Here is a 26,729-nt window from a genome sequence, read left to right as displayed (position 1 = left end):
GGTAGTGACGTTCTGGCCGAACTCTACGACCAGATACCCCTGCTCAGGTTGTTCGATACTCCGCCAGAAGGTGGCGGTGCTGGTTATGATTCTTCCTCCTCAGTAGGTGATGAAACTTTGTCATTCCCTTCTGATCCTACTGGGGAGGGTTCTCCTTCCGGCTCCGGTGAGGGGGTGGCGTAGATGGTTGCGGAAACTTCTCTTGCAGTCTCGGAAGATGACGGTTACGCGGGCGCGCGGCGGTTGGGTTTGCTTGCCCAGCTGGAGCAGATTAACGCTTTGAATAAAGTGCTGCGGGATTTAACCGCCCAGTTGATGGAGCCTGACCCGCTTAATGATGTCGCGTTGGTAGATGTTTGCTTGGCAATCCAGGCAGTGCTGCAGCATTTATCCGAGGCGCTGGCAGAGGCGGAAGACGCCAGGATGTCATTCTGTATATGCCTTGACCGGGAGCGCGGATTTAGAAAAGTCATCGCTGACTTGTATGACCAGATACCCGATTTGTGGCTCTTGAAGCGTGTTAATAAAATCTTCCAGTTTGGTCGCTTGAACAGCGTTAAGAACGGGCGCTATATCGCTTGGCAGAGGGCGGGTGAGGCTGGCTCTGCTGTGGGCGGTAATCCATTGGCGGGATTGGCATCCCCCGCTGCAAAGTTCAAGCATAAAGGAGATTCCTTTTGCGGTTGTCGCTTTGATGAGAGCGTTCAGCAGCGGCCAAGTACCGGCGTAGATAGTCCACTCTTCGCGGTCGATGCGGATAAGGATCTCTTCGTCCATAGTTCTTCCTCCCCGGTGGGTGATGGTTGTCGTTCTCTTTGCAATCCTACCGGGGAGGGCTTTTCTTCTGGTTCTGATGAGGGGGTGGAGTAGATGCGTTGGTTACAAGCTTCTTACGGTGATGATTATGCAGATGATGCTCGTTGTCTTTCCTGTGGCGCGCCGCTTAGAGAGGCGGACCGGGTGGTCTGGAAGTTAGGAAACGATGGGCGCGTCTTGGTGCAGGAAGATACCGTCGTCATTGAATTCGAGGACGGGTGTGGTCTCACCAGTTATCCAACTTATGATCGCGGCTTGTGCCGACGGTGCAGGGGTATCCGCATCAAGGTAGGAAAGGTCGAAGGTCTCGGACTCGTGGGGCGTGAGTTCGAGTTGCCCAATCAGGATTCCCTGGTGAATGAACCGCAAGGTGATGGTTGTCGTTCTCTTTGCAATCCTACCGGGGAGGGTCTTACTCGTGAGGAACGCTGTCAGCTAGCCGGTGCGTGCTTCTGCCTAATCTCTGCCTTGCAGGGGCAGGGGAGCGTTAGCGGTTCCGGTGGCGTCCGCGATGGCTTTGACCGATATGCGCAGCATCGCGATCTGATTGGCAAGGTTGCCAAGCATCTTGCTCTCGGGGGACAGCTCAGCCCAGTTGCTCGTGAATTCCTCAAGCGCGACATTCCCTATCTCATTAGTGAAATCTCGTCGCAAAGTTTCGATGCGTTCCAGCGCATCTTTGACGGTACTAAGTTCATTCATGATTCTTCCTCCTCAGTAGGTGATGAAACTTTGTCATTCCCTTCTGATCCTACTGGGGAGGGTTCTCCTTCTGGTTCTGGTGAGGGGGTGGAGTAGATGCCGCAAGTAGCTAGAAAAGATCGGCTAAACGTGAAGGAAGCTGCAGAGTATTTGGGGATTGACCCGCGTACTTTGCGCCGTTATCGCCAGCAGGGGCGGATTCGTACCCGGCGTACGCCGGGGGGTCTGCCTTGGTTTTCGCGTACGGATTTGGATAAGGCTTATGACAATTATGACCGTCCCTTTAAGGGGGCAGCATGAGGCATGATCCGGTGTTCATAGCGCGCCGCTGCGGTGTAGTGGTGCTTGCTGTTGCGGCGTGGCTTTACGTGACGCTTTTTCTTATTTCCCCGTCTGAGGTTGCTTCTCCTGCGGCCACCGCTTGTTTTTGGGGAACTTTTATTTTGCAGGTTATCGGCGGGGCGCTCTGTATGACTGGCAGCCCCGAAAAGAACAAGGAGGGGCAGTAATGGGGATATTGCTGGCTGGTTTGTGCGTACTCATGGCGGGGGTCGTGGTTGGCGCGGTGGCGCGCGCGGTCTCGCAATGGTTAGAGATTCGCTCGGAAGGACCGGCGTATTGCACTGATATTGAGGAGGCGATTTCGCAATGATTCTTTGGCTTGTGCTTTCAGTAAGCGCGGTGCTGCTGTTCGCAGCTGTTGCAGCCACTTTGGTGTTGGCTATCCAGGATCGCTTCGAGCAGTACGGGGAGGTGCGACACCCTGATGATTACCTCCGCGACTAGAGATTGCCCGGTTATTAGTGTGGCGGTTCCTCTGCTTAACGGCTTGCCGTTGGCGCATGTACAGGCGGTAGCTGCTGGCGAGGCTGCTAGGCAGGCTAGGGCGCGGCGCTTAGTGCTTTCTGGGCGGCGCCCGGTTGACATTTCGCATAAATCCCGGCTTTTCCGGGTCGAGTTCGAGACGCGCCCTTATACGGGTGTGGATGTTCCGGATGTGAAGGCTATGCGCCCTAAAACGTTCCTGGACGGGAAGGATACTGATTCATGGTTAAACTAAAATCTTCCCTGCCTCCAGGAGAGTTAAACGGGCTGTACGCTATCGCTACTGACGCGGTGGCCTGTCCCAGTAGGGTGCGCTTGGTTGTAGGGCTGGTGGAGGTTCCTGAGGTGCGTAAGAACATTCGTAAGGGCTTCACAGAGCCGGTTTTCGAGGTTGCCCATATTGAGCCGTTGCCGCCTTGTTTGATCCGGCAAGGATACGCTCTGCTTTCTCAGGCTATGGAGCTGCGCTTGCCGCCTTCTCTGTTTGGTGAGAAAGAGATGCAAACGTATTTGGAGAACCTGGGTGCGGGTTTAGAGAAGGATATATCTTCCCAGAACCTGCAAGGTCAGGGTGATTATTTGGACGGCTCGATTGATGAGGACACAGGGGAGCTTTTAGAAGAAGGTGAACCGGATGGCAACTGAGAGTTTATCTTTGGGGCGTGATTATTGGGTGACTGCTAATGCCCGGTTTAACCCGATGGTGCGGGCGCGCAAAGTTAAGCATCTACGCTCATGCGGCTACTGGCTCGGTTGCCAGTTCCGTAATAAGCATGGGCTGAAAAAAGTCCCTAGATTGCGTATGGAGGTTACGGTTACGAATCCTCCACGCGGGGGATGTAGGGACGTGGCGAACTATCATCCCACGGTTAAAGCAATCCTAGACGGGATCGTAGACGCGGGTGTCTTAGAAGACGATGATAACCGGCATTTGGAAGGACCGTTTCTACGTCCTGGTGTCGGTCGCTCCAAGCATAGGGGGGTGGCTTCGTTTGAGATAGCGCTTACCCCTATTGATTAGTTCTTCCTTAGTTCACTTTTTGAGGTACAGGTGTTTTTTCAAGTTGATGATCAGCTCCAGGTGAACCCGAAAGCGTTAGCCTTGGCCAGGCGGACGCTTTCCGGGGACTTAATGGGGCCGGCTGCTCTTGGGGTGTGGCTCATGGCCGGATCTGCAGTCCAAGCGCAACTGACCGATGGTGTGATTTCACTAGAGACCCTTCTAGGTATCTTCCTTGATCGCGATTTCGTGGAGCGTGCTGCGAGCCTACTGTGCGAGGTGGGGTTGTGGCATGGTCCTAACCATAAGTGTGACCGCTGCCTACCTGTCGCACCAGGAACGTGGCGGTACCATGACTGGTTCGATCTTGGCTACGATACCGGCGAAGGTAAGAAACTAGCTGACCGAAAGAAGAAAGAACTCAAGGATCGGAATCTGATTGATTCCGTATGGGCGCGAGACCGGATACCCTCTGGGCGCTCTGGACGTTCCGATGTTGCTCTTTGCCGCTATTGCGGCAAGAAGCTCCGCAAGAACGTTCGGCGTGGTCCGGATGGTTGGGAACTAGACCATGTAGATCCCAACCGGGCTATCGGCGCCCGAAACGTGGTGGTGGCCTGTCGTGATTGCAACGCGAAAAAAGGACGCCGCCTGCCTCAGGATGCCGGGTTAAAACTTAGAAGGCCCCCTAGTGGGCTTAAACCGGATGACCCGTACTTACTGCTAGCAAAAATGAGTGTGGACAGTGTCGCTGAACCTACCAAAGGATCGCCCATTCACACCCAGGACGCGGCAGCAGATACCGTACCGGTTTGCGCTGTGGACAGTGTCGCTGAACCTGACCAAGGATCGCCCATTCACGCGCCACGTTTTAACCCGGCCACTGAGGAATTTTCCGCTCCCGAACCCGAATCCAGCGCCCCCGAGAGAGTGCCAGAAACTAGCACCCAAGAAACTAGAGTGCTAAAAACTGGCAGTCCCACCTCCGATACCGAAAATGTATTACAGCAGGTTAAGGCGGGTTTTGTGAATGAGGTGTCCCCGCGCGCACGCCTGCGCGCGCGCCCGCGCACGCGGGCATGGCAGGGTTATGGCAGGGAAATTACTTACCAGGGTAATACAGGGACTAGGCAAGGCTCGCCGCAGGGTGACACTCAGGGTTCTCCCCAGGGTTCACTGCAGGGCGCGCCCCAGGGTGCTAGGCGGGGCGCGGCAGGGTCTGTCCAGGGTGACGCTAGGGTTGCCGCACCTGAGGGGCAGAGCGCGGCTAGGAAGCGCCGCAGAGGGCGTAGGCGCACCAGTAGTGGCAACTGTGAGGTTGCAGAGAATCTGGACGCTGGCCAGGCTCCCAACGTGCTTGTGGCTGGTCGCTTTGGCTCCCCTTGGCATGGATGGCACGGACCTCCAGCAGAGCCGGGAATCTCGTTTTGTGAAGAACACGAGCAGCACTGGCCTTGCCGGTTCTGCCAAGAACAAGCTGAGGAGGAACATGAAAATAGCTAATCGAACCGCCTGGTTTATCTTGGCGCTGGCAGTGGTCGCTGTGGGTTGCCTGGGGGCGCTTGGCGGTTATGTGGCTGGCGCTGCAGGGGTCGAGGAATCCCCGGAGTCAGTGTCGGTGGCTTGGTGTCAGCGTCTGCATCGGGAAGGGGCTGGGCTTTCTTGTGATTGGGATTCGAATGCGGTTCCAGTGCTTGCCCGTGAGCTTGTCTTAGAGGAAGACCTGTCTAGTGGGGATGCTACCCGGCGGGCTGTGTGTCTGCTGGAGAGGGGGCGCCTTGGGTGTGGATGAGCGTCAGGTTCGGCGTGCGCATTTCTGGCTTGATGATCTAGCTCGTTTGCGGGGGCTTTATCCCTCGATGATGGAGCTGGCTCTTTCCCGCCCGGGCGATTCCTCGGGGCGTCATGGTCTAGGTTGCGGGCGGGGCTTGCCGTTTCGGGCGGGGCTTTGGCTTGATGAACCTTCTATGGAGGGGGCGAAGACTTGGCCAGCGATTGAAGCAGAGCTATCTGCCTGGTCTGATTCTCTTTCTAGGTATTGCGCTGTGCATACTGGTGACCCGCTGGCGGATTTGCATGACATTATCGACCACATGGTTGCTGGCGGTTCGGAGGATTTGGAGTATCTGCTCGGGGATATTTCGATTGCGTGGCACCGGGTGCATAATGTCGTGGACGCGGATATTCCTGGTCCTCCTTGCCCTGATTGCGGGGAAACTACGATTAAGCCGCAAGGCGCGAAGGGCTGGACCGAAACTTACCGGTGCAGGCCTTGTGATCGTACTTGGAGTCAGGCTTCTTGGCTGGCCGATGCCCTGGATAAGATTCGCCGCTCTACTCAGTTGATTACTACCTCGCAGGCCTGCGAGCTATTTCCGGGGCTTACGCGGAAGCGATTAGATACTTGGCGTGCGCGTGGGAAGTTGTTGTCTGCTGGGTTTCGGGCGGGGCAGTCTCTTTGGACATGCCGCGATATTTGGAAACTGTTGCGCGTGTCTGGTGGAGAAGACGCTGGTTGTGGTAGTGTGGACGCTAACGGGGCATCAGTGTCTAATCAGACAGGTGATGCCTTTTGAGTTTTAAGACTAAACCAACCGCGCGTTATCGCCAGCTCCCTAAGGATTGGCGGCGTATCAGGGTAGAGGTTATTCAACGTGATCATGGGCGCTGCCAGATTTGCGGGGCGCCTGGTACAGACGTTGACCATATCGTTCGGGGGCAGGATCATTCCCTGTCTAATCTTCGTCTGCTTTGCAGGCGCTGCCACATGCGGCGAACCGGGAGGGATGGAGGAAGGGTTAAGTATCGTTCGCGGGTTTGTACGCTCCGCCCAAAGGAGGCTCATCCCGGTTTGAAAACTAGCCCCGCCCCTAAAGATTCAGGGGGGTCGATACCCTCCCCGCCCCCCTCCGCCATCGCTTCGCGTATAGGCGCTGAGAAACTGTACGGGTTTTAGGGTCGATATGGGTTTGACCTGCATTTATTCCCTGTTTTTGTTTGGTTTTGTTCGGTTTATCGGGGTGTGCAAATTGGATTTTTTAGATGGGGGTGTCTATGGGTACTCGCGGTCCTATTCCAAAGCGTAGCGAGGCTAGGCGCCGCCGGAATAAGCCGGTGAATAAAGTGAAGTCTGCTAAGGGTGCTACAGAGTTTAAGATTCCGGGTGAGGATCGTTCTTGGCATCCTATTGCGAAGAAACTTTGGCGTTATACTCGCTGTTCTGGGCAGGTTCGGTTTTATGAGCCTTCGGATTGGGCGGTTCTTTATTCCCTGTGTGATGACATCTCGTATTACAAGAAGGCTAATAAGCGTTCTGGGCAGATGTTGGCTTCGATTATGTCTGCCTTGTCCTCGCTGCTGCTTACTGAGGGTGATAGACGCCGGGTTCAGATTGAGTTACAGCGAGGCGGTAGCGAGGGCGATGCGGAATCGAGCGCGGTTGCGGATATGGAAGCGTGGCGGCGCAAGCTCTCTGGGTAGGTGAGACTCGTGGCGGGTGCACAGTCGCAGGTTTTGCTGCCTCCTCGTGAACGAATCGTTACTTTGCCTGAGGGACTCCCGAAGTACACGCTGGGTTATGGTGCTCTGGCTTGGATCCAAGACAATCTGCGCCAACCTAACGGTCCGCTCGCGGGGCGTCCTTTTACCCCTACTCGCGGCCAGGCTCGGTTTCTGGTTTGGTTTTATGCGGTTGATGAGGACGGGCGCTGGCTTTTTAGGCGAGCGGTGCGCCGTTTAGCTAAGGGGTCTGGTAAGTCCCCGTTCGCGGCGGTTATGGCTCTGCTGGAGCTTTTGGGACCGGTGCGGGTGGCTGATTTTGATAAGCGGATTCCGGGCGGCGTGATAGGTAAACCGGTGTCTATGCCTCTGGTGTGGGTAGCAGCGGTTTCTGAACGGCAAACCGGGGTCACTATGCGCATGGTGCGGGGAATGGCTAATAAGCGTTCCCGCCTAGCCCAGCGCTATGACTTAGAGATTGGTAAAACCTATATCGAGACTCCCTATGGGGGAAAGCTGGAGCAGATTACTTCTTCTGCTTCCTCTGCTGAGGGGTCGGAGACTTCTTTTACTATCGCGGACGAGACGGAGCACTGGACACCGGGGGTGGGAGGTCTTGACCTTGAAGAAACCCTAGACCAGAACTTAGCTAAGACTGCTTCTCGCATGTTGGAAACTTCGAATGCGTGGCTACCCGGTGCGGGTTCGGTTGCGGAAAAGACTTTCAATGCCTGGTGTGAGCAGGAAGAGGGCAACACTATTGGTAAGCAGAAGATTCTTTATGACGCGGTGATAGCTCCCGCCAATACTGCTTTGACGGATACCCCTGATGATGGGGAAATCTCGATTACTGAGGGTCTGGAGTTCGTTTACGAGGATTGTCCCTGGGTAGATATCGAGACTATTAAAGAGAGGATCTGGTCTCCCTCTTTCCCCGTGTCACGTTCGCGGCGCTTTTTCTTGAATCAGCCGAACGCTGCCGAAGATGCTTGGGCTACTTTGCAGGAGTGGTCGGTGCTTGCTGATCCTGACCGGGCGCTTGAAGACGGTGAGGATGTGGTCTTGTTCTTTGATGGTTCAAAGAGCAATGACCATACCGCGCTTGTTGGTTGCTGCATGAAGGACGGGTTCATATTCACGCTCGGGGTATGGGAGCCGTTAAAGACTACCGGGGTAGTGGATGTGGGCGCGGTAGATGCGACGGTTGCTAGGGCTTTCGAGAGGTTTAATGTGGTGGCGTTTTCCGCTGATGTTAGGGAGTGGGAATCGTTCGTGAAGACCACGTGGCCAGAAAAATACGGAGAGCAGTTGCTTGTGTGGGCGCAGCCTCGGGGGATGTCTGCTTCTCCTATCGCTTGGGATATGCGTTCTCACGCTTACGAGTTCGCTACTGCTGCTGAGATGTGTTTAGCGGAAATCCAAGACGGCCTGTTTGCTCATGATGGTAACTGGGATACCTCGCGTCATATCGGTAACTGTAGGCGTAAGGAATCGCATGGGCGGATCACGGTTAAGAAAGAGTCCCCGAAATCTCCTAACAAGATTGACGCGGCGGTGTGTGTTATCGGGGCGCGCATGGTGTATCGCAAGGTTCTAGCTTCTAAGGAATGGGAGGCGCGCAGTGATTCAGGGTGGGTGGTGTATGGATGAGCTTTAAATCTTTACTGCAGAACTGCCAGGTAATAAGAGGAGGCAGGAAATACTCTTCCTATTACGAAGGTGAGCACCGTGTGGATGCAATCGGGGTTTCTCTTCCTCCTCAGGTGCGTGTCCTGGAAATAGTTGCTAACTGGCCGCGCCTAGCTGTAGATGTGCTAGTCGAATGCTTAAGCGTGGATGGTTTCACGCTGGCGGAAGATAAGACCGGGAAAGTTACTCGCGCTTTGCAGCGTCTGTGGGCGGGCGGTGATATGGATTCGCTGGCGGCTATGGCGCATACGGAGGCGTTGATTCAGGGGCGTTCTATATTGGTGGTGGAGCGCTCGCTTCAGGGCAAGGTATTTACCCGGGTGTTGCCGTGGGATGCGTGCGTTGCTTATGAGACTGATTCTGCTGGGCGGGTTGTTGAAGCCATGATCCGGTATCGGCGCCAGGGTGAACAGTGGGCGCAGGTATTCGGGTTGGATGGTTCCGCGTGGTTCCAGTTTTCAGGCGGGGTATGGCGGGAGGAGAAAGCCTATCGCCAACCCTCTGCGGGTATTACTCCGTTTATCCCGGTAATAAACCGGGTGCGTCCTTCTGATGAGGTTGGGCGTAGCGAAATGGATGATGTGATTCCCTTTGCTGACGCTGCTTCTCGTTCTTTCACTAACCTGCAGGTTGCGCAAGAACTGTTGTCGATGCCGCAACGCTACATTCTTGGGGGTAACTCGCAGAAGGTTACCCGCCCTGACGGCAGTCAGGTTTCAGAGCTTGAACAGTATCTAGGCCGCTATATCCACGGCCCCGCAGACGGAAAAGTGGGACAGCTCCCGGGCGCAGACTTAAACCCGATTATTTCGGCTATCAAGATGTATGCGCAAAACGTGTCAGCGGTCGCTGGAATCCCGCCCTCGATGTTGGGGATTACCACCGATAATCCCTCTTCTGCTGAGGCTATGCGCGCCGCTAAGGAACGTCTGGTGGCTAAAGCTGAGCGTAAACAGGCGCTGTTTGGTGACGTGTGGGAGCAGTGGGCGCGCATTGTTTTAGGGCTCTGCGGAAGACCGGTTAGCGGACTTGAGACCTTGGAAACCATTTGGCGTGATTCGGCTACTCCCTCCCAGGCAGCGAAGAACCAAACCGTGCTGCAAGCCTACGCTCAAGGGTTGGTGTCAGCACCTACCGCGCGTGAACTATTACCGCTCTCGCCCGAGCAGCGAGCCAGAGAACAAGTAGGACAGTTAGAGCCAGACGATTTATATCTATAAGGCGGTGCCATGAATCCTTATGAAGCACTGCTGAACGCGATTCTGGTTTTAGCGAAAAAAGCTATTATCTGGGAAACCAGTAAAGCCATCCAGCAAGCAGATGGTGACACTGAGATTACCCAACGGATTTTAGCTGACCGGCTCCCGCCTATCGTGCGGGCTTTCCGCCGTCTTGCCTACCAGGTAGCTATCTCCTATGTGCGCTCCGAGGGCATACAGCATGGGGTGGATCTAGATTACACTCCCGGTCTTGCCCTATACCCTGAAAAAGCAGTCCTAGACCCTATTAGACGAGCACTGCGGATAACCGAAAGTATCGATCCGGGAACTGGCGAACCCAGCAAAAAAATCAGCGCCAACCGCTATGACATTAGCCGTATCTTAGGGAATATTCTTTCGCGGCATGTCCATAACGCAGCCCGCCAAACCGTTCGCAGATGCGCAACCGATAGCGAAGAGCGAGCAGAACTATCCCGGGAACTAGACCAAGAAACCGATTCTACTGGCTCTGCGCGGCTCGCGGGTGGGGATTCCCCGCTTGATAGGGCCGCTGCCCGTATGCAGGAAAGTATTCTTGCTGAGCGTAGGGAGGCAGCTGAACAAACTGGTTTACCGGTTGATGATCCCCGGCTGCTCAAGGAGTTCGAGCGGCTTAAGGAACGGGTCGCTGATATTGATGATTTGGTTGACGATGAGCGGATAAAACGGGAACGGCGCTCTGAGTACGATAAGGAAACCAAAAAGCGCCTTCACTCTGGTAGGCCGCGTGGTTGGGCGCGGGTGCTTACCGGGGCTAGGTCTTGCTGGTTTTGCGTAATGTGTGCTTCGCGCGGTCCTGTTTACCAGTCAGCTGAGAGCGCGGGAGATAACAAGGGGCCTTGGAATAGCTACCATGATCACTGCGATTGCAAGGTAGTTCCCGTGTTTGATCATCGTAACTGGGAAGGCGTTGAGCAGTACCGCCAGTTAGAGAAAATGTGGCGGGATGTCACCTGGAAGAAACGTGATGGAAAGTTACGCCCCCAGGATGGCGAGATACAACGCCAGTTGATACAAAAGTTCCTAAAAAGCGATAGCGGAAAACAGCAGCTAAACGAGATTTCTAACTTTAGGAACGATAAAGATTATCTAACCCCTAAAGTATCGCGGAAAGACCTGCGAATGCCTTCCGGGAAACGTGCAAGGCATGTGCGTCACTACCACAAATACGATCCAGACCGTAAGCCCAGACCCAGGGTTGAGCGGGATACGCAGTTTCGTAAAAATTTCTTGGGGAAGGAACCACCTTCGAATGAAGCGATTAACGCTCTTGTAGAAGAAATCCTTTTAACAGGTGGACTTGTTGAAATTAAAAATAACGAAATCCACCTGGCAAAGTACGTCAAGAAGACTCGGGTGGAAGCCGCATGGAAATATTTTAAAAAATCAGGTTGGTGTTTTATGTCTATATTCCCCAATGGAGGAACAGGGTATTATGAAGCTATAGACGGGGTTTGGGTTTATATGTAAGCGAGGTGAAAAGTGACTTTTGAAGAAGCAGCTTTAATACCTAGTGAGGAAGAGCTAGATGAAATCTGGGACTTTGTTATTCACCAGTCTGAAATAGATTCACCCTTCGGCAACATCGTTAAATCAGAACTAGAACTTTTACCTTCGGAACCGGATACCATTTTTATTTGCTCCATGATGGAGGCCATCAATCAGGACGCCCCGGTTTCCAGGGGAATCATTGATTATTATCGTCATTATATGGATCAAGACAAGCTAGATCGTATGGATTTAGAAGATCTAGTTGTCGCTGACGAATAACAGCTAGTAAACAACTAAATAAATAGATTTACCCGCATAACCAAAGGTTATGCGGGTTTTCTTATACCCAAAAGTAAGGAGAAAACATGTTTAAGAACCGCTGTAAGCCAAAACCTCGCAAAACCACTAAACCGGGCAAACCCAAGCGCCGCGCACCGGGTGAAGACGAAAACGCCGAACCTGAAACCGAAGTACAGGACCTGCAACCGAGCGAGGAAGAAAAAGATAACACTCCCTCGGAAAACAGCGAAGAACCCCAAGCTGAACCGGGCGAGTCGGAAACCCCGGAAACTGACGAGGACAGTAAAGAGGAAAACCCCTCCGAAGACGCTACCCCGTCCTCAGATGATGAAGCTGATTCTGCGGAAGATACCCCTGCCGAAAGCGAGCAGGAAACTGAACCAGAACAGGACGTGACCGCTGAAATCTCCAAGTTACAAACCGATCTGGAAAACGCCCAGAAAGCACTCGCGGATAAAGAAGCGGAACTGGCGTCTTTGCAGGCAGTAGAGCAGACGGGGAAGGTGCTCTCTAGCGAGGGGCTACCTCGAGAGCTAGCGCAGTATTTACCGTCTGACCCTGAGCGTTTAGCTGAGGCGGTAGAGCTGCTTAAATCCCTGCAAGCCCGCCCGGGTGGGGAGCGGATTCCGCGCCCTGATTCGGTTAAGGGTGAGCGGGGTGGCAAGGATTATGAGGCTTTCTTTGCCTCTCTTGACTAACTAGCAGGCCAAACTAAGAAAGGAAAAGGATTATGGCTGCAAAAGATAACATTTTTACCCTGGAGGGTCAGCAAAAGTCTGGCCTGCTTGCCCCGGAAATGGTGGGCGAGATTTTTAAGAAAGTCCAGGAAAGCTCCGTGGTTGCTCCCATGTGTGGGACAGTACCGATGGGCGCTAATGGTTCGGAGTATGTGATTGCTACCGGGGAACCGGAGGCAGATATTGTCGGTGAGGGAATGGCCAAACCGGTTTCGACTATCGGTTTAGCTACCAAAGTGGTCAAGCCGGTAAAAGCGGCGGTGATTGTTCCCTGGTCTAAGGAGGCTCGCCTAGCTAACCCGGCTTCGGTATTCGACACTATTCAAGAAAAAATGTCGGATGCTATTCGCCGCCAGGTGGATTACGCGATTTTGTATGGTAAGTCCGCTAAATCGGATAAAGCTATCTCCGGGGTTGACTGTGTAAACCAGACTACTAACCGGGTAACTTTGGGGACTGCTACTGCTAAACAGGGCGGGCTGTCTGCTGATGTGATTAGCGGATACACCAAGGTAATGGAAGCCGATAGTGGCGATTATGATTTCTCCGGGTTTGTGGCTGATCCGCGCCTGCGTTCTACCCTGCTTAGCGCGGTAGATGATTTCGGGCGTCCGCTGTTCCAAGCTGAGCGGGTTAACCTGGCAGATTCGTGGGGCTCTATTATGGGGCTTCCCGCCAAGTTCGGCAAAGTAGTATCTGGGCGTATCGCTGGCCACGCTGGCAGTAATGTTCGCGCTTTCGGTGGCGATTTCGCTGGTTCTATCAAGCTCGGGTTCGTTGAGAACATCACGGTATCCATGTCGAATGAGGCAACTATCCAGATTGGTTCCGAAATGGTTTCGCTATGGAGTAACAACCTCGAAGCCGCTTTGGTAGAAGCAATCTTCGGGTGGGTTATCGAATCTCCTAACGCTTTCGTAGCTTACGAACAAAAAGCAGCCACCGCTAGCAGTTAGCAAACGGGAGGGTAAGTAAATGGCAATAGCAACCCCTGAGGATATCGCGGCATCGCTACTGCGCGACCTTACCCCCTCAGAGAAAAAATATGCCGGGGTGCTGCTGGATCGGGTCGAGGTAATGATCCAGGCACGGTTAAACCTCAACCTAGATGAGATTACTTCCCACATGCGGGCAGCTCTCATCCAGGTTGAGGCAGAAGCCGTTGCCCGGGTATACCGCAACCCGGAAGGCCGTATCCAAGAAGCTGATGGCCAATACTCCTATCAGCTATCCAATCTCGTTGCATCAGGAATGTTGCAAATTCTGCCCTCAGAGTGGGAACTATTGGGGGCAGGATCCAACCTTTGGAAAACCATCCCGCCCGCTCTGGACGGGTATCTAACCGCTACCGGTAAAGCTCGCCCGGGCAATGAGTTCGGTTTCAATATTCGCCCTGACCGCACCTATATCCCCTGACAGGGAGGAAAAGATGAGCCTGCTAGAGGGACGTCACCGCTTACAGGTACAAACCGCGCGCCGTACAGGAACCAGCAAGTACGGGAACGCCCAAATCACCTATAAAGACCCGGTGGAAGTATCCGGTAACGTTCAAGCAGTCTCTAGCGAAGAAATAGCCTCCCTGGGGATGCAAACCAAATCTGTTTATCGCGTCCTTGCCAGGTCTTGGCCGGGTGGGCCTTACTCGCGGATTTTCTGGGAGGGCAAAATGTTCGAGCAGCGCGGGGAGGCTAGGTGGTTTACGCGGTCTGCTGCTACCTATCACTGTGAAGTGTTGATGGTGGCTGCTGGGGTCGAGATTAAGTAGGTGGGTGGTTATGGCAGGTGGGGTAACGGTTAATAAGACCGCCTATAGGGTGGCGGCTAAGGTGGCTGGTCAAGACCCTGAGATGGATAGGGTAGCTGCCCGGGTGGCTGCTGCTGCTCGCGCGGAGGCTTTACGGCATAAACGTTCTGGTGATCTGGCGGGCTCTATTCGGGTGCGGCGTGGCCGTAAAGACCGGGTGATAACGATTGATGACCCTGAGGCGTTGCATATCGAGTATGGGCATCTTGCCGGTGGGCGAGGTCAAGGAGCTCGGTGGGTTCCGGGGCTGCACATTCTTTCTAAAGCGGTTAAGAGGGTGGGGTAATGGATGTTGTAGCAACGCTGGTGAGTGTTCTGCGTGAGGGTGGCTTGGATGCTATGGCATCGGTTGATACCGATATTGCTGTAGATACTGATCCGCTGGTGATAGTGGAGGAATCAGTTGCTCGCCCGGTTGCTTCGTTTTCGTGGCGTTGGGCGCATCAGGTAAATATTGATATCCACGCGGTTACCGCTATCGATGCTGACCCGATAGCCGTTCTTGATAATGCTTTGGATATTTTGTGGGGCTGGTTCCAGGCAGGTAAACCTGCAGGTGGTGTCTGGGCATCACATCTGGAAATTACCCAGATTCCTTCTCTGGTTCCTACCGATAGGCTCACGGCTACTCATCTGCGACAAGCCCGCACCGAAATCTCTCTAGTAGCTCGTTCGCTGGCGGTCTAGGTCTGAAAACTCAATAAAACAAGTTCTGTTTATACGTCACCGGACAGGTGGCGTTTTTCTTTTGAAAGGAAAAGGGATTATGGCAAATCAAAAATATGTGGATACGGATCATTTGCTCGTACCTGGTCGAGGCACTGTGCTGTTCGCTGAGCCGGGGCAGGCGATGTTTAAGCTGGAAGCCTTCGATAAGGCTAAGCCGGATAGCTTTGCGTCTTGGAATCTGTTGGGCGGTACCTCTAAGGAGAATATGCCCGCCTTCGATAAGGATGGTGGCGATGCTACCCAGTTGGGGATTTGGGAAGAGGACGCTGTCTATACCACTTATGAAGCAACCTCTATGTCGGTTACTTTGAATGCGGTACGTATCGATAAAGAGACTTTTGAGCTTGCCTTCCCGGGCGGTGTCTGGGATGAGGCTACCGGCTCGTACAAGATTAACGGTATTGGTTCGGTTGAGAAGGCTTTAGCGATTGTCATGTTTGATGGGCAGAAATGCGCGGCTTTCTATATGCCACGGGTTTCCCTATCAGTCGGTGATATGCCCGAGCTTGATAACGAGAACTTCTTGGAAGCCCAGATTTCCGGGCAGATTCTTACCGACCAGACCCAGAATTTACGGTTGCAGGTGTTCCGTCCTCGCCCGTTGACTGCGGCCGCGTCTGCGTCCTCTGCTGGGGAGAGTCACTAAGTATGGGTAAGGCAAAGAGTATTTCGGAACAGGCAACCGCGAAAGCTGAAGAAATTAAGAAAACGCCTTTCCGGCAGATTCCCGGGGCTCATGTGATTAAACCGTTAAAGGATATTCGCGCTTCGGATCGTTTGCGGTTTACTGCTCAAATCGCTGTTCTTCTTGATGAGGAAGGTAACCAGATTGGTAACACTCAAGAAGTGCTGCTGGCGATTGCTGATGCATGTGACTTGGTGGAAGAACGTATGTCTACCACGCCGGAAGAGTTCCAGGAGTGGGCGGGCAGCGTTGATGATGGCTCCCTGATCGAGTTGCTGATGGCGCTTTATAGCGAATTGGGGGAAGGCAAAGGCTCTACGAGCTGATCTGTACCACAGGTGATGTGGCAGGCGATCTTAGAGCCTTATTTGGGTTCAGCCCAGAGGAAGTGTGGGAATCCTCTGGGCTGACCTTAGCTAGACAGCTGATTGACCGTTTAGCATTCGAGCCACGCTCTATTTGGAGGGCGCGTCAGATGGAATCCGCGCCCGCAAAACCCGCAAGTGCAGATGCCGCGCTGCCGTTCTTTGCTTGGGATGAAACCAGCAATGCTCTAGCGCTCATAGCGGATGAGCTGCAAGCATTACGCAACCAAGTCGCAGCCATGGGCAGCGGGAAGCGCCCCCGCAAGATTACTCCCTATCCGCGTCCTACCAAACGCAAAAAACACACCCCGAAAAGCCTGGATCAGGTCAATTGGGATTTCTTTAACTTCTAAATTTTTCTTTCCCGGGAGGTGGGTGGATGGCTAACAACACTGTCGGTCGCATCCGGGTGAGGACCCTGCCGGATACCTCTAAGTTCAATGAGGATCTACGCAAGGTTTTAAAACGCGCGCGGGAAAAGTTTGATTTACAAATCCCAGTAGAGCTAACCCTGGACGGGAAATCGGTCGCTAAGGTTCGCAAACTTATCAACAAGCTGTCCGATATCGAAATAGAGCCGGATATTGATGTTCCCACTGAGCAGGTAAAGAAAGCCCGCGAAAAGGTTGAATCTGCGAAACCGGAGATTAAGCCGCATATTTCGTATGACCACGCTGAAGCGGAAAAGATTAAGAAGCGGCTTGAGGAAAAGTTCGACAAGATAAAGTCCACGATTAACGCGAATCTGGATGTGGGTAAAGCCATGGCGCGTTTGAAATGGTTTACCCGCCCCCGGTTCGTTCCTTTGGAGGTGCGCCTTAAAGGCACTAAGAAGGTAGCTTCTTTCTTCGCTGCTCTCTCTGGTGCGCGGGTGCTGAAATCGTTTGGCACCTCGATAAAGAACTTTGCCACTAATCTTGACCGCACCACCCCGAAGATTATGGCCACCGCAGCCGGAATCACGGCGCTATCTTCAGTTGCTCTTTCTGCAACATCGGGGCTGATTGGAATCGGCGGGGCATTAGCTGCAATCGCTCCCGCAGCTCTCGCCCTCCCCGGTATTCTCACCGGCGCAGCCGTAGGCGCGACCGCACTGTTCTTGGCGTTAAAAGACACCGGGAAAGTTCTAGGAGACTTGGGCCCACAGTTTAAGGCGGTTCAAAGCTCTGTCTCAGCTTCATTCTGGGCGCAAGCAGCAACCCCTATCCGCTCCCTAGCTACCTCTATCCTGCCCACCCTTTCTGCAGGGCTAACCAAGGTAGGGGCAGAATCCGGTAAAACCGCTGCCGCGCTGGCGGGCATGTTTTCCGCGCAAGCCAAGAGCGGAATGTTTACCGGCCTTTTCAATAACGTTGCTAAATCCATTGCGACAGCCAGGGCAGGAGTAGTCGGTTTTACCGGTGCTTTCGCCACTCTCGGGTTGGTAGGTTCCCAATACCTACCCCGGCTAGGCGCCTGGGTTACTAACTTGGGGCAACGTTTTCAAAACTTTGTATCCCAAGCAGCCGCTAACGGATCCTTACAGAGCTGGATCGATTCAGCCATACAATCCCTTAAAGACCTAGGCGGCACCCTGGCGGGCATCGGCGGGATCTTCTCCAAACTACATCAAGCTGCCCAAGCCGCAGGAGTAGGGGGACTAGCAGGACTACGCACCGCGCTGGAAGCCATAAACAAAGTTATGGATTCCCCCGCATTTCAGGGAGCCCTAACCCAGATTTTCCAAGGAGCAGGCCAGGGGGCTAGTGCACTAGCGGGCGCGCTTAGCCCGTTGGGATCAATGATTGAATCATTAGCTCCTGCACTTTCCAGCCTGCTTTCTGGCATGAGTAGCGGGGTTGCTACCGCTATTACTGGGATTGCTCAAGCCTTATCTTCTCCGGGGATTTCTCAGGGGATTACTGCGCTTACTTCCGGGTTTCAACAGATGGTTACGAACCTGTTACCGGCGTTTAAGCCCTTAGCGGGGGTAATTGCTGCGCTCGCTCCCGTTATTGCGCAGTTAGCTGCCGAGATTGGTTCGGTACTTACTGCAGCTATCCAGGGGGCAGCCCCGGTGGTTACCTCGTTGCTGGCCGCTATTAGGCCGCTAATCCCGATTTTGGGTGGTGCCTTGATAGGGGCGATACGGGTACTTTCTCCGTTGCTGCAAGCGTTGTGGCCGCTAATCGTGCCTATTGCTGCCGGGTTTGCGGCGCTATCGGGGGCTTCGGCTGCGGTAGGTGTGATCACTAAGCTCCAGGCCGGGTTTACTGCTCTGACTACTTGTTTCGGTACTATCTCAAAAGTCTTAGCTATTGTTAAAGTCGGATTCGCGGCGTTTAACGCGGTGTTAGCAGCTAATCCGATCATCCTAATAGTCGCTGCAGTGGTCGCGGTTATTGCTGGTCTCGTGTTGCTGTATCAAAAATGCGAATGGTTCAGGAACCTAGTTAATACGGTTTGGCTGGCGATTCAGACCGTAATAATGACAGTCATTAACGTCATCAAAACTGTGATTACCACAGTTGTTACCGCGATAGCTGCGGTTTGGGGGTCTATCTGGAACGGGATTAAAGCCGTGGCGCTGGCCGTTTGGAACGCCATTGTTGCTGGCGTAACCGCCTATATAAACACTGTTCGCGCTGTGATTACTGCGGTAGTAAACGCGATAGCTGCGGTTTGGAAAGGGATTTGGACCGGTATAAAAACCGTTGTTATCGGCGTGTGGACAGCGATTAAAACCGTGGTTACTACCTGTATAAATACTGTTCGTAGTGTTATTTCTGCAGTTCTAAATACTATCCGTTCAATCTGGAGTGGCGGGTGGAACGCGGTCAAGTCGATTCTTTCCGGAGCCTGGAGAGCTATAAAAAGTGGGGTTACTTCGGGAATTTCTACTGTGGTTTCAGTAGTTAGGTCTCTCCCCAGTAAGGCCATGAGCGCTCTAGGAAACATAGGTTCAACGCTGCTGTCTGCTGGCAAGAATCTTATCCAGGGGTTTATTAACGGAATCAAAAACATGTTCGGATCCGTTAAATCTGCCTTATCGGGGCTAACCTCGAAGCTGACTTCTTGGAAAGGGCCGCCCCGAAAAGATGCGGTGCTGCTTTATGGGGCTGGCCGTCTTGTGATTGACGGGTTCAAACGGGGCCTGGAATCTCAATACCGTGCTGTGCGGCGTTCTTTGAATGGGTTTACCGGGTCGCTAGATCCGCAAATGCCAGGACTGGCCATGCCGCAACCGGTGGGTCTTACCTCTGATGCGTCCAGTTTCAATCCTGGCACTAGCGGGTTTGGTGGACATTCCGGGCGGGTATCTGAGGTGAAACAGTATTTCCCGAATGTTATTGATCCGCGTGCTGCAGCTCTTGCAGCGGCTCGCGGTCTGCTTGGGGTTCCGGTATCTACGGTGAAAGGTGGCGCGCTGTGAATCATGAGACCGACTGGTTTGCTCGCGTCACCCCGATCCAGCATCATCAAATCAAGATAGGCTCTCTTGTCTTCGGGGTGCGCGACAGTGAGGGAGTAGATTGGTTAATCCAAGATGTCACCGACTGGTCATCAACAGCGGTGCATTCAGAATCTGCAGATAGATCATGGAGAGATGGGGCGTGGTTAGGGCGTCAATGGATTAGCGCTAAACATTTTGAGATTAGGCTTTCGCTGGTAGCTCGCAGCTATGATGCGGCTTTCTTCGAGCCGCGTGTGGACGCCATTCTTAAAGAGCTGCCTATCCGTAAGACTATGCCCATGCTGGTTAGTCGCTGGACATCAGAGACAGCGACTTGGGTGCGGGTTGAAGAATCGGTAAAAGTGATCCCGGTTGATAGGCGGCGTTGGGATATATCGATTCAATGTATCGCCCCAGAGGGGCTGCGCTATGCTGCCTCATTCGATACCGGGAATCTGTTGTGGAAAACCTATCGGACGCATCTGCCGGAATCTTCTGGCGGGCTGACTATCCCCTTTAGGGTTCCGTTTACTATTAGGTCGCTGGTGGAATCTGGGGAAATGGTTTTCCGTGTCGCAGGTACTGCCGCTCCGCTGGCGCAGATCATTATTAAAGGTCCTGCCCGTAACCCGGTCATTCGTGATGAGAAAGCAGACTGGCAGACCTCTTTCGCGTTGAGTCTGCGAGAGAATCAGCGCTTAACGCTAGATCTTTCCCGGCGGACAGTAACTCTAGGAGAATCTGCTTCACGGCGCGGTTCTATGCGAGGGGTTTGGCCATCTCTATTACCGGGGAAGCATCAGATTTCTTGGAGTTCAGACGTATATTCCCCTGACTCGGAATTGATTATCAAGTTTGTAGAAGCATACACGTAGGAGCATTCATGGCATCGACAGATATTATTCCCCCCTGGGCGCTAGACGCCGGGAAAGATAATAAACCTACCTACACCGGGAGAGACTTGCGAGACTTGCTCGCAGCGGTGTTAAAACCCGGAGATAGCCCTGTTAGCGCGAAACCAGGGATACTGCGCGGTCTGGAAGTCAAAGATGCCGGTCAAGGGGTAACCGTTGAACCCGGTTATTGCGTTATCTCTACTATGGACGGATCTTTCCTTACCGGTGTGCGTCACCCGGTTACCCTGCCGATTGCCGCGCCCCACGTTACGTTTTCCAGAATTGATCTAGTCGTAGCGGTGATTGATGATTCGGCGGAATCAGACCGAGGTATGAACCTGGAAATCGTACAGGGGTCTCCGGCATCTAGCCCAAGTGTTCCTCAAGCCCCTGCGAAATCTTTAACGATCGCGGAAATAGATGTATCTCCAAGAGGCAGTCTTTCCGTCACAGCAGGAGAACTCACGCTGCTGGCGGGCGGTTTTGAGCCTGAGACTTCCGTTTTGAAAAACGGTAGGGGAGTACGCTCTGGGGTGATCGAGCAGCTGAGTCTACCTGGCCGGGTAATGGTTTTAAACGTTGCTGTTATTGCTTCAGGTGAATCGGGGATTTTAGCTGATACCGGTATTTCTGGGGTCACCCAGTTTACTTTGATGGGATCGGAAACTCAGATGTGGTGGTGCGGGCTTACCGGCGATGGTTTCCTAATGGTGTATGGGGAGCTACCTAAAGCTGGTGACGCTTTGTCAGGGACTCTAGTTATAACTATTCCAGAGGAATAAGTAATGTTTTTTGGGGCATACGATATTAAAACAGGGGAGCTGCTATCGGAGCTGCCTTTATCGGTTTCCGGGGATCTTACCCTTGCTATGGCAACTATTACTACGTGTGATTTCGAGTTGCCTACGGATGATCCTGCGTGTCCGTCTGACTGGTTAGCTATTACGAGTCCTTACCGTGCCTGGATAGCAGCCTGGACTGACATAGGCGAAATCGTATGGGGTGGGATTATTGATACCCGGGTTAGGAAATCGTCCTCGTCTGTAGTGGCTATCTCGTGTGTTTCAGCTGAGGACTACCTGGATCGGCGCTACACTCCCACGAAGAAGTTCAATAAAACTGATCAGAGTGATATTGCTGCTTGGCTGGTTAGTCAGGCAGTAGTGGGTGGGATTCCTTTTCTGATTGATGCCCCCAAATCTGGGATATTGCGCGACCGCGCCTATTACGCGGATGAATCCGCTACCTTGTATAAGCGGCTCACCGAGCTTTCCGGAGTGATAAACGGTCCCGAATGGTATGTGGGCATAGAGTGGGCATCCTTTGAGCGGAACTCGATTGTCCCCGTGTTCCATTGCGGTACTCCAAAGGTAGGAAGAATCTCTGCTTCTCCTAGCGCTGTTTTCGAGCTGCCGGGAGGGCTTCTAGAGGTACAGCTTGAAGAACGGGCAAAAGTAGGGGATATGGCTACCCACGTGATTGCGATAGGAGGTGGGGAAGGAGAAGACCGCCCCGTCTCTGCGGCTCATATTGCGGTAGAAAAAGAAAATTCCGGATACCCAAGAATAGAGATTCAAAAAACCTTCGATTCTGTTTCCCGCATTGAAACTCTTAACGCACACGCCGCCGCCATCCTAAACCGAGTCCGTGAAGGATCTAAACCCTTTACCCTTACCCAACGCATCGGAGAATACCCCCTAGTTGGAATCGATTACGGCCTAGGAGACCTCGTAAAAATCGAGATAGAAACCGACACGATTTCCCAAAAAATGGTGTTACGAGTGGTGGGCTGGGTAATTAACGCTACGGGGGAAACGATCTCTCCTATTGTGGCTCAGCTCGGAGAATCGAACGACCAGTAAAACCGCCATTCGACTAAGGAAATCGGTAGGTAATGCCAGAGAAGATCCCGTTACCCGTCAATACAGATACCCTGCGTAGAGTTTTCCGCGAAGCCGTAAAACCAGATACCGGCAGGAAGCTATCTTCCGCAACAATCTCCCAAGGTGGAATCACCGTGCGCGGAAAAGGCACCCTAGAAGTCCTGGACGGCGGCTCGCTCGAGATCGTCACCGGGAACCTTAAACTGCTTGCTGGCACCCTCCCAGCCTCAGCGCTCAAAAATCATATATGGGTCACCATGAGCCAAACCGTGAAAGTTCCGGTGACGGCGCAAAAAGGCTGGAGAATCGGGCAATGGCACAAAGTCGGCGGCGTGGAGGTTACCGCGCCGGAATGGGCTAAAACCGGGATCATTTTCGCAGTAGCCTTATATAAAGGGCATGTCACGCAATTCATTGCAATGAGCGACTACATAGATGCACGAATCCGCTCAGTAATCGGCGGCATATCATGCCCGGAATATTCCGCTTTCATCAGCAATTACGCTGATTTCGCATGGATTCACTTGGGTACTATGGACTGCCAGCCTATCCCTGTCACGCCCGGCCAGGTAGTAGGGGTCGAGCTTGAGCACACATTAGCCGGGGAAGATTATGTTTTTTATGACCGCGGGCAGGCGGAGATAACCGCTCTCGCTTTATGGATGGGGTGAACATAATTGTCTAATATTCCGCTACCGTCAGGGATTGGGCAAGCTCAGCGTAGGTTGCGTGAGATTCAGTCTGCCGTGGATTCTACGGGGGCTCGTTCCCTGGAAAATGCTTCTATTAGTCAAGGGACTCTCCGGGTAAAACATGGCGGCAATATTGTTATTAGCGATGGTGGAACACTGAATATTTCGGGCGGTAATCTCAAGCTTGGTAAGGGCATTATTGAGGGCGCGGCCTTAAAAGAGCAGATGGAAGCGACACCTATCAGCGCGCCAACCTCCCAGGGTTCCACGACAGTGTCTAAAACTTGGAAAACTATCCGTGCCGTGTCTGCCTCTGTCCCGGCATGGCCGGATAAAGCCTTGCTGATTATTACGGGTACGGCGCGGCTTGGGTTTTCTACCTATGACGCACCGACAGGCGCAGCCCGAATCTTGGTTAACGGTTCGGTCTATGGTGAGGCTGGTATGGGGTTTTCTTATGAGGAATATAAAGCTGGCGGCACTAATATGGCGCTCACTTATGCGATGCCTATCGCGATGCAAATCAACCTATCCGGGGCGGCGGCTCTAAAAATCGAGTTACAGGCTCAGGCAAGCCGGTCGGCTAATTATGTGCGTACCTCGATTATGGGTGCCGCTATCTGGACACGTATCACGCAATAAAAAACGATTTAGGGAGGTAATCTAATGGCTAGTAGACCGCTTGCGCATGTGGACACGGAGGCGTGGGAGCCTTTTATTATTATCGACGGTAAAAAATACCCCACCAGCGGGGCGATCCGTCCGCCGCGCTTTAGCATAAGCGCGAATTATTCCAACAACTTTAACGGAACGTTGACTATCCAAGCCCCGTACAAAGCGCCTGAAGGATTTGCTTTCCACGTTTATTGCCTGGAGACCTCCGGATTCACCCAAATATCTACCGCAAACTATAGCCGCGATGCCGGAACCATAGACGCCCGTGTCTACCAGGCTGGAAATAGCGATACGTCCCGTATCGGGCTTATCGGTTGGCGGCTGGTCTCTATCTCTACAGATCCTGATCGTCTCAACAATTAGAAAGGAAATAAGTAATGTCTTTCTCCCCCCCCCCGCTGATTCACGCCATGTCAACTAGCTCTGAATACGCGCTGGACGAGACCTGGCAACTGATGGAACCCAAGAATTCTTTTAAGGGTTTGCGGATTGAAAAACGGGGGGCGATGTATCGCATTCCCGGCTCCTGCCTGCCCAATTTCGATATGCAAACTAAAGGCGCACGGATAGTCGCAAGCCTGCCTGATGACGTGCCAAAACCTAACGCAGGCTGCGTTACAGTAGGGCTAGCGATTTACACGAATAATGTCCGCTACTCCAATCAAATGCTTATCAATTATCTTGGCCAAATCGTGATTATCTCCAATAGCGGCGGGATCGCTAACTTTTATTTCCCAGATATCGTCTGGTATCTGGACGAATGTGAACAGAAAGGAAACGAGTAATGTCTTTCTCCCCCCCCCCGATTCTTCACGCCACCGCTGAGAGCGTGAAAACCGAGATCATCCCCTGCACCATCGCCTCTGACCTGTCTGGTGACCTGAACCTGATAAAGCAAGGTGACGCGGTTTTCTTATCCGGAATGCTCACAATCTCAGGTACTCTCGCCGCTAAACGCTCCGTCACTATCGGCACTATCCCGGCCGGGTATCGACCCGCTGAAGATGTCGGCGGGCTAGGGATTTCGGCGTATGCCGCCGGGTACGTGACTATAAAATCGAACGGTGAAATCGTTTTCCTACCTGCCGTGAATGCGCTAGCGTCTCTCTATATTTCCGCTATTTGCTGGAAAATAAGCCAATAATTGAAAGGAAATAAGTAATGTCTTTCTCCCCCCCCCGCTGATTCACGCCACCGCGAAAAACCCTGCAGTGTGCCTCGTATGAAGCCGCAGGCAGCACGGCGGGGATCGTGATGCCTATCGCTGCTATTTTCATCCCCGTATAAACCCCGCCCCGCTTTTTCATTTTTAGCCCCGCAAATGCACGGGGCTTTTTTCATACCCAAAAACAGAAAAGGAGAAACTATGGAAGTCGATACTCTACAAGACCCCGAAAATGAGGAATGCCAGGTGGCAAGCATGCCTGAGTTCGGTGATGGACCGGAAGACTGCGCCGAACTGACCACCCTTGAGATTGGGGGCGAATAATCATGGCTACCGCTACCCAAGTAATCAATATTGCGGCCAAAGAAGTAGGGTACACCCGGTGGAGTGATCCGAATCCGGGAACTAAATACGGGCGCTGGTATGCCCAAAAAACTTCCAGCCCCTACTTCGCCAGAAGCGGCGTCCCCTACTGTGCTATGTTCGTGTCCTGGGTGCTTAATCAAGCTGGCATGACACCGCCGGGCGGTATCTTCGCTTATTGCCCCACCGGGCTAAACAATGCTCGTAGGCTAGGGCGCGTACATGACAAGCGTAGCGCTGTGCCTGGTGACATCGTTTTCTTCGACTGGAACCGGGACGGCGTGGCTGATCATGTGGGAATCGTTACCGCCAACCGTGGCTCCTATCTTGAAACTATTGAGGGTAATACCTCTAGCGGGCGGCGTGGCTCTCAGTCTAATGGCGGCGGGGTGTATCGCCGTGCGAGATCCCTATCTTTGGTGCTCGCGGTAGCAACCCCAAATTACAGTCATTCTTCACCTGCACATCCCGCCAACGCTGGACGCTCCGGGATAGCAGTTGATGGTTGGGCTGGCTCTGCGACTATTCGCCGCGCCCAGCAGCTAGCCCGTACCCCGGTTGATGGGGGAATAAGCGGGCAATGGAGAGGAAATAAGCAATATCACTGGGCGGTAACCGGTATTACCTACGGTAAAGGTGGCTCCACCCTAGTGCGTAAAATCCAGGCCACCCTAGGAATCAACGCCGATGGGCATTGGGGTAGACAAACATCTTTAGCGATGCAGCGAAAGCTGAAAGTAACCCCTGATGGATATTTCGGACACGCCTCTGTCAAAGCCTGGCAGCAAGCTCTCAACAGCGGACGACTCATCTAAAACAACAGCAAAGGAAAAAATAATATGGGCAAACATTCTCAATATTCCCTAACCCCCGAACACCTCGACTGGCTCACCCCAGTAGTTAGAACCTGGCTCTACGGCGTAGTACTAGCGGTAATCGCCCTACTGGGCGGTTATGGTTTGATCACCGACACTATCGCACCTTTGTGGGTGGCACTCGCGGCCGCACTTCTTGGTCAAGGAACCGCGATGGCACATACCCCAAAAACAGGAACACCTCCTACTGGTGGTGTTAGCGATCCTGTTGATTGCTTAGAAAACTAACTACATATTAGTCACCCGCGCCTCCCCTCCTTGGCACGGGTGACTTTCCTATCCTGGGAGTCAATCTTGCATCAGGCACTCGTAAATAACCTCGGTGATGCCGCGATCTCGCTTATCATCGCGTGCCTAGCTTTTTCTACCGCATGGCTACAAGCCAAAACAAAACGGCTTTCCAAACAGCAAACCTCTTTGAAAAGCCATGCGGCCAACCTTCAAGAACATTTAGAAAAAGCCCGTACTGACAATGAGACAGTCTCCGAAATTAAAGAGCAAGTGACCAACTCGCACGGCACAAACTTGCGTGCAGACCTAGATTTAGTCTTGGCTGGGATTTCTCGCCTAGATAGACGATTAGACCGTTTCGAAACTTCCCAGGACGAAGTTAACCGCCAGACGGTAGCGAATTTCGGGCGGATGCTTGAATCTACTGAGAATGTCAGAAGAGCAGCAACCCAAGAACACGAACGGATCTGGCACGCAGTTGATAAAATACAAACAGAACAGGCTCCACAAACTTCCACAAAATGAGTTTCTAGTGGAACTTTTGTGGCACTAAAACCCCTATTCTTTGTATTATCCCAGGTAAAAGAATCTTGGGAAAGAATCCCGCTAGCTCCAC

General features: G+C 53.1%; 41 protein-coding genes. All 41 read left to right on the top strand.

Annotated features, from left to right (window positions below; genetic code table 11):
* On the top strand, positions 1–183 hold a 183-nt coding region (locus E6072_RS08435; protein ID WP_316695056.1), incomplete at its 5' end, for a hypothetical protein.
* Complete coding sequence (locus tag E6072_RS08430) at positions 184–870, top strand: hypothetical protein (protein ID WP_316695054.1); 687 nt, start codon at positions 184–186, stop codon at positions 868–870.
* Positions 871–1,614, top strand: a complete 744-nt coding sequence (locus tag E6072_RS08425; RefSeq protein ID WP_316695052.1) for a hypothetical protein — start codon at positions 871–873, stop codon at positions 1,612–1,614.
* Complete coding sequence (locus E6072_RS08420) at positions 1,615–1,818, top strand: helix-turn-helix domain-containing protein (protein ID WP_278609099.1); 204 nt, start codon at positions 1,615–1,617, stop codon at positions 1,816–1,818. It abuts the gene before it with no gap.
* Entirely contained in the window at positions 1,815–2,027 is a 213-nt protein-coding gene (locus tag E6072_RS08415) for a hypothetical protein (RefSeq protein ID WP_316695051.1), read from the top strand. The genes E6072_RS08420 and E6072_RS08415 overlap by 4 nt, the downstream gene beginning before the upstream one ends.
* Positions 2,027–2,170, top strand: coding sequence for a hypothetical protein (locus E6072_RS08410; protein WP_316695049.1), 144 nt, complete (start codon positions 2,027–2,029; stop codon positions 2,168–2,170). Before E6072_RS08415 ends, E6072_RS08410 begins: the two co-directional genes overlap by 1 nt.
* A complete protein-coding gene (locus tag E6072_RS08405) occupies positions 2,167–2,304 on the top strand; it encodes a hypothetical protein (protein ID WP_288292368.1) in 138 nt (45 codons plus the stop codon). The genes E6072_RS08410 and E6072_RS08405 overlap by 4 nt, the downstream gene beginning before the upstream one ends.
* Positions 2,285–2,578, top strand: a complete 294-nt coding sequence (locus E6072_RS08400) for a hypothetical protein (RefSeq protein ID WP_316695047.1) — start codon at positions 2,285–2,287, stop codon at positions 2,576–2,578. Before E6072_RS08405 ends, E6072_RS08400 begins: the two co-directional genes overlap by 20 nt.
* Positions 2,566–2,988, top strand: coding sequence for a hypothetical protein (locus E6072_RS08395; protein WP_316695046.1), 423 nt, complete (start codon positions 2,566–2,568; stop codon positions 2,986–2,988). Before E6072_RS08400 ends, E6072_RS08395 begins: the two co-directional genes overlap by 13 nt.
* Positions 2,978–3,364 carry a hypothetical protein gene (locus E6072_RS08390; RefSeq protein ID WP_316695044.1) on the top strand — a complete coding sequence of 129 codons (387 nt, stop codon included), beginning with the start codon at positions 2,978–2,980 and terminating at the stop codon, positions 3,362–3,364. The genes E6072_RS08395 and E6072_RS08390 overlap by 11 nt, the downstream gene beginning before the upstream one ends.
* A 30-nt stretch (positions 3,365–3,394) precedes the next feature.
* A complete protein-coding gene (locus E6072_RS08385; protein WP_316695042.1) occupies positions 3,395–4,846 on the top strand; it encodes an HNH endonuclease signature motif containing protein in 1,452 nt (483 codons plus the stop codon).
* Entirely contained in the window at positions 4,833–5,135 is a 303-nt protein-coding gene (locus E6072_RS08380; RefSeq protein ID WP_316695040.1) for a hypothetical protein, read from the top strand. The genes E6072_RS08385 and E6072_RS08380 overlap by 14 nt, the downstream gene beginning before the upstream one ends.
* Positions 5,128–5,919 carry a hypothetical protein gene (locus E6072_RS08375; protein ID WP_316695039.1) on the top strand — a complete coding sequence of 264 codons (792 nt, stop codon included), beginning with the start codon at positions 5,128–5,130 and terminating at the stop codon, positions 5,917–5,919. The genes E6072_RS08380 and E6072_RS08375 overlap by 8 nt, the downstream gene beginning before the upstream one ends.
* On the top strand, positions 5,916–6,299 hold the full coding sequence (locus E6072_RS08865) for an HNH endonuclease (RefSeq protein ID WP_399335722.1): 384 nt from the start codon (positions 5,916–5,918) through the stop codon (positions 6,297–6,299). The genes E6072_RS08375 and E6072_RS08865 overlap by 4 nt, the downstream gene beginning before the upstream one ends.
* 158 nt (positions 6,300–6,457) lie before the next feature.
* Positions 6,458–6,823 (top strand): hypothetical protein, encoded by a 366-nt coding sequence (locus E6072_RS08370; protein WP_288292375.1) that lies wholly within the window; start codon positions 6,458–6,460, stop codon positions 6,821–6,823.
* 9 nt (positions 6,824–6,832) lie between these two features.
* The gene (locus E6072_RS08365) at positions 6,833–8,491 is read left to right on the top strand and encodes a terminase (protein ID WP_288292376.1); all 1,659 of its coding nucleotides are present in this window, start codon (positions 6,833–6,835) and stop codon (positions 8,489–8,491) included.
* Entirely contained in the window at positions 8,488–9,750 is a 1,263-nt protein-coding gene (locus E6072_RS08360; protein WP_316695037.1) for a phage portal protein, read from the top strand. The genes E6072_RS08365 and E6072_RS08360 overlap by 4 nt, the downstream gene beginning before the upstream one ends.
* Before the next feature lie 9 nt (positions 9,751–9,759).
* Positions 9,760–11,259 (top strand): hypothetical protein, encoded by a 1,500-nt coding sequence (locus E6072_RS08355; protein WP_316695034.1) that lies wholly within the window; start codon positions 9,760–9,762, stop codon positions 11,257–11,259.
* A gap of 12 nt (positions 11,260–11,271) precedes the next feature.
* The gene (locus E6072_RS08350; RefSeq protein ID WP_288292379.1) at positions 11,272–11,559 is read left to right on the top strand and encodes a hypothetical protein; all 288 of its coding nucleotides are present in this window, start codon (positions 11,272–11,274) and stop codon (positions 11,557–11,559) included.
* An 86-nt stretch (positions 11,560–11,645) separates the two neighbouring features.
* Complete coding sequence (locus tag E6072_RS08345; protein ID WP_288292380.1) at positions 11,646–12,278, top strand: hypothetical protein; 633 nt, start codon at positions 11,646–11,648, stop codon at positions 12,276–12,278.
* A gap of 32 nt (positions 12,279–12,310) precedes the next feature.
* Positions 12,311–13,273 carry a phage major capsid protein gene (locus E6072_RS08340; RefSeq protein ID WP_288292381.1) on the top strand — a complete coding sequence of 321 codons (963 nt, stop codon included), beginning with the start codon at positions 12,311–12,313 and terminating at the stop codon, positions 13,271–13,273.
* Positions 13,274–13,292: 19 nt separating this feature from the next.
* On the top strand, positions 13,293–13,733 hold the full coding sequence (locus E6072_RS08335; RefSeq protein WP_288292382.1) for a Gp19/Gp15/Gp42 family protein: 441 nt from the start codon (positions 13,293–13,295) through the stop codon (positions 13,731–13,733).
* 13 nt (positions 13,734–13,746) lie between these two features.
* Positions 13,747–14,082 carry a hypothetical protein gene (locus tag E6072_RS08330; RefSeq protein WP_288292383.1) on the top strand — a complete coding sequence of 112 codons (336 nt, stop codon included), beginning with the start codon at positions 13,747–13,749 and terminating at the stop codon, positions 14,080–14,082.
* A 10-nt stretch (positions 14,083–14,092) separates the two neighbouring features.
* Positions 14,093–14,407, top strand: coding sequence for a DUF5403 family protein (locus E6072_RS08325; RefSeq protein WP_288292384.1), 315 nt, complete (start codon positions 14,093–14,095; stop codon positions 14,405–14,407).
* Entirely contained in the window at positions 14,407–14,808 is a 402-nt protein-coding gene (locus E6072_RS08320) for a hypothetical protein (RefSeq protein ID WP_288292385.1), read from the top strand. The genes E6072_RS08325 and E6072_RS08320 overlap by 1 nt, the downstream gene beginning before the upstream one ends.
* Positions 14,809–14,887: 79 nt before the next feature.
* On the top strand, positions 14,888–15,496 hold the full coding sequence (locus E6072_RS08315) for a hypothetical protein (protein ID WP_316695029.1): 609 nt from the start codon (positions 14,888–14,890) through the stop codon (positions 15,494–15,496).
* Positions 15,497–15,498: 2 nt separating this feature from the next.
* A complete protein-coding gene (locus E6072_RS08310) occupies positions 15,499–15,861 on the top strand; it encodes a hypothetical protein (protein WP_288292387.1) in 363 nt (120 codons plus the stop codon).
* Between the two features lie 17 nt (positions 15,862–15,878).
* Positions 15,879–16,253, top strand: coding sequence for a hypothetical protein (locus E6072_RS08305; protein ID WP_316695028.1), 375 nt, complete (start codon positions 15,879–15,881; stop codon positions 16,251–16,253).
* Between the two features lie 26 nt (positions 16,254–16,279).
* Positions 16,280–19,312 carry a hypothetical protein gene (locus tag E6072_RS08300; protein WP_316695026.1) on the top strand — a complete coding sequence of 1,011 codons (3,033 nt, stop codon included), beginning with the start codon at positions 16,280–16,282 and terminating at the stop codon, positions 19,310–19,312.
* The gene (locus E6072_RS08295; protein ID WP_316695024.1) at positions 19,309–20,208 is read left to right on the top strand and encodes a hypothetical protein; all 900 of its coding nucleotides are present in this window, start codon (positions 19,309–19,311) and stop codon (positions 20,206–20,208) included. The genes E6072_RS08300 and E6072_RS08295 overlap by 4 nt, the downstream gene beginning before the upstream one ends.
* A gap of 8 nt (positions 20,209–20,216) precedes the next feature.
* A complete protein-coding gene (locus tag E6072_RS08290) occupies positions 20,217–21,011 on the top strand; it encodes a hypothetical protein (RefSeq protein ID WP_316695022.1) in 795 nt (264 codons plus the stop codon).
* A 3-nt stretch (positions 21,012–21,014) separates the two neighbouring features.
* A complete protein-coding gene (locus E6072_RS08285; protein WP_316695020.1) occupies positions 21,015–22,091 on the top strand; it encodes a hypothetical protein in 1,077 nt (358 codons plus the stop codon).
* 32 nt (positions 22,092–22,123) lie between these two features.
* Entirely contained in the window at positions 22,124–22,783 is a 660-nt protein-coding gene (locus E6072_RS08280; RefSeq protein ID WP_316695019.1) for a hypothetical protein, read from the top strand.
* 6 nt (positions 22,784–22,789) lie between these two features.
* Positions 22,790–23,446 carry a hypothetical protein gene (locus tag E6072_RS08275; RefSeq protein ID WP_316695017.1) on the top strand — a complete coding sequence of 219 codons (657 nt, stop codon included), beginning with the start codon at positions 22,790–22,792 and terminating at the stop codon, positions 23,444–23,446.
* Between the two features lie 24 nt (positions 23,447–23,470).
* Complete coding sequence (locus tag E6072_RS08270; protein ID WP_316695015.1) at positions 23,471–23,842, top strand: hypothetical protein; 372 nt, start codon at positions 23,471–23,473, stop codon at positions 23,840–23,842.
* Positions 23,843–23,856: 14 nt separating this feature from the next.
* Positions 23,857–24,264, top strand: a complete 408-nt coding sequence (locus E6072_RS08265; RefSeq protein ID WP_316695013.1) for a hypothetical protein — start codon at positions 23,857–23,859, stop codon at positions 24,262–24,264.
* Positions 24,264–24,623, top strand: a complete 360-nt coding sequence (locus E6072_RS08260) for a hypothetical protein (RefSeq protein WP_316695011.1) — start codon at positions 24,264–24,266, stop codon at positions 24,621–24,623. Before E6072_RS08265 ends, E6072_RS08260 begins: the two co-directional genes overlap by 1 nt.
* A 222-nt stretch (positions 24,624–24,845) precedes the next feature.
* Positions 24,846–24,968, top strand: coding sequence for a hypothetical protein (locus E6072_RS08255; protein ID WP_316695009.1), 123 nt, complete (start codon positions 24,846–24,848; stop codon positions 24,966–24,968).
* Between the two features lie 2 nt (positions 24,969–24,970).
* Entirely contained in the window at positions 24,971–25,822 is an 852-nt protein-coding gene (locus E6072_RS08250) for a CHAP domain-containing protein (RefSeq protein WP_316695007.1), read from the top strand.
* Between the two features lie 24 nt (positions 25,823–25,846).
* Entirely contained in the window at positions 25,847–26,110 is a 264-nt protein-coding gene (locus E6072_RS08245) for a hypothetical protein (protein WP_316695005.1), read from the top strand.
* Between the two features lie 66 nt (positions 26,111–26,176).
* A complete protein-coding gene (locus E6072_RS08240) occupies positions 26,177–26,638 on the top strand; it encodes a DUF2746 domain-containing protein (protein WP_316695003.1) in 462 nt (153 codons plus the stop codon).
* The last annotated feature ends 91 nt before the right edge of the window (positions 26,639–26,729 follow it).

The organism is Varibaculum cambriense (assembly GCF_032557235.1).
Lineage (GTDB): Bacteria > Actinomycetota > Actinomycetes > Actinomycetales > Actinomycetaceae > Varibaculum > Varibaculum cambriense_C.
This window is presented reverse-complemented; position numbering and strand designations above follow the sequence as displayed.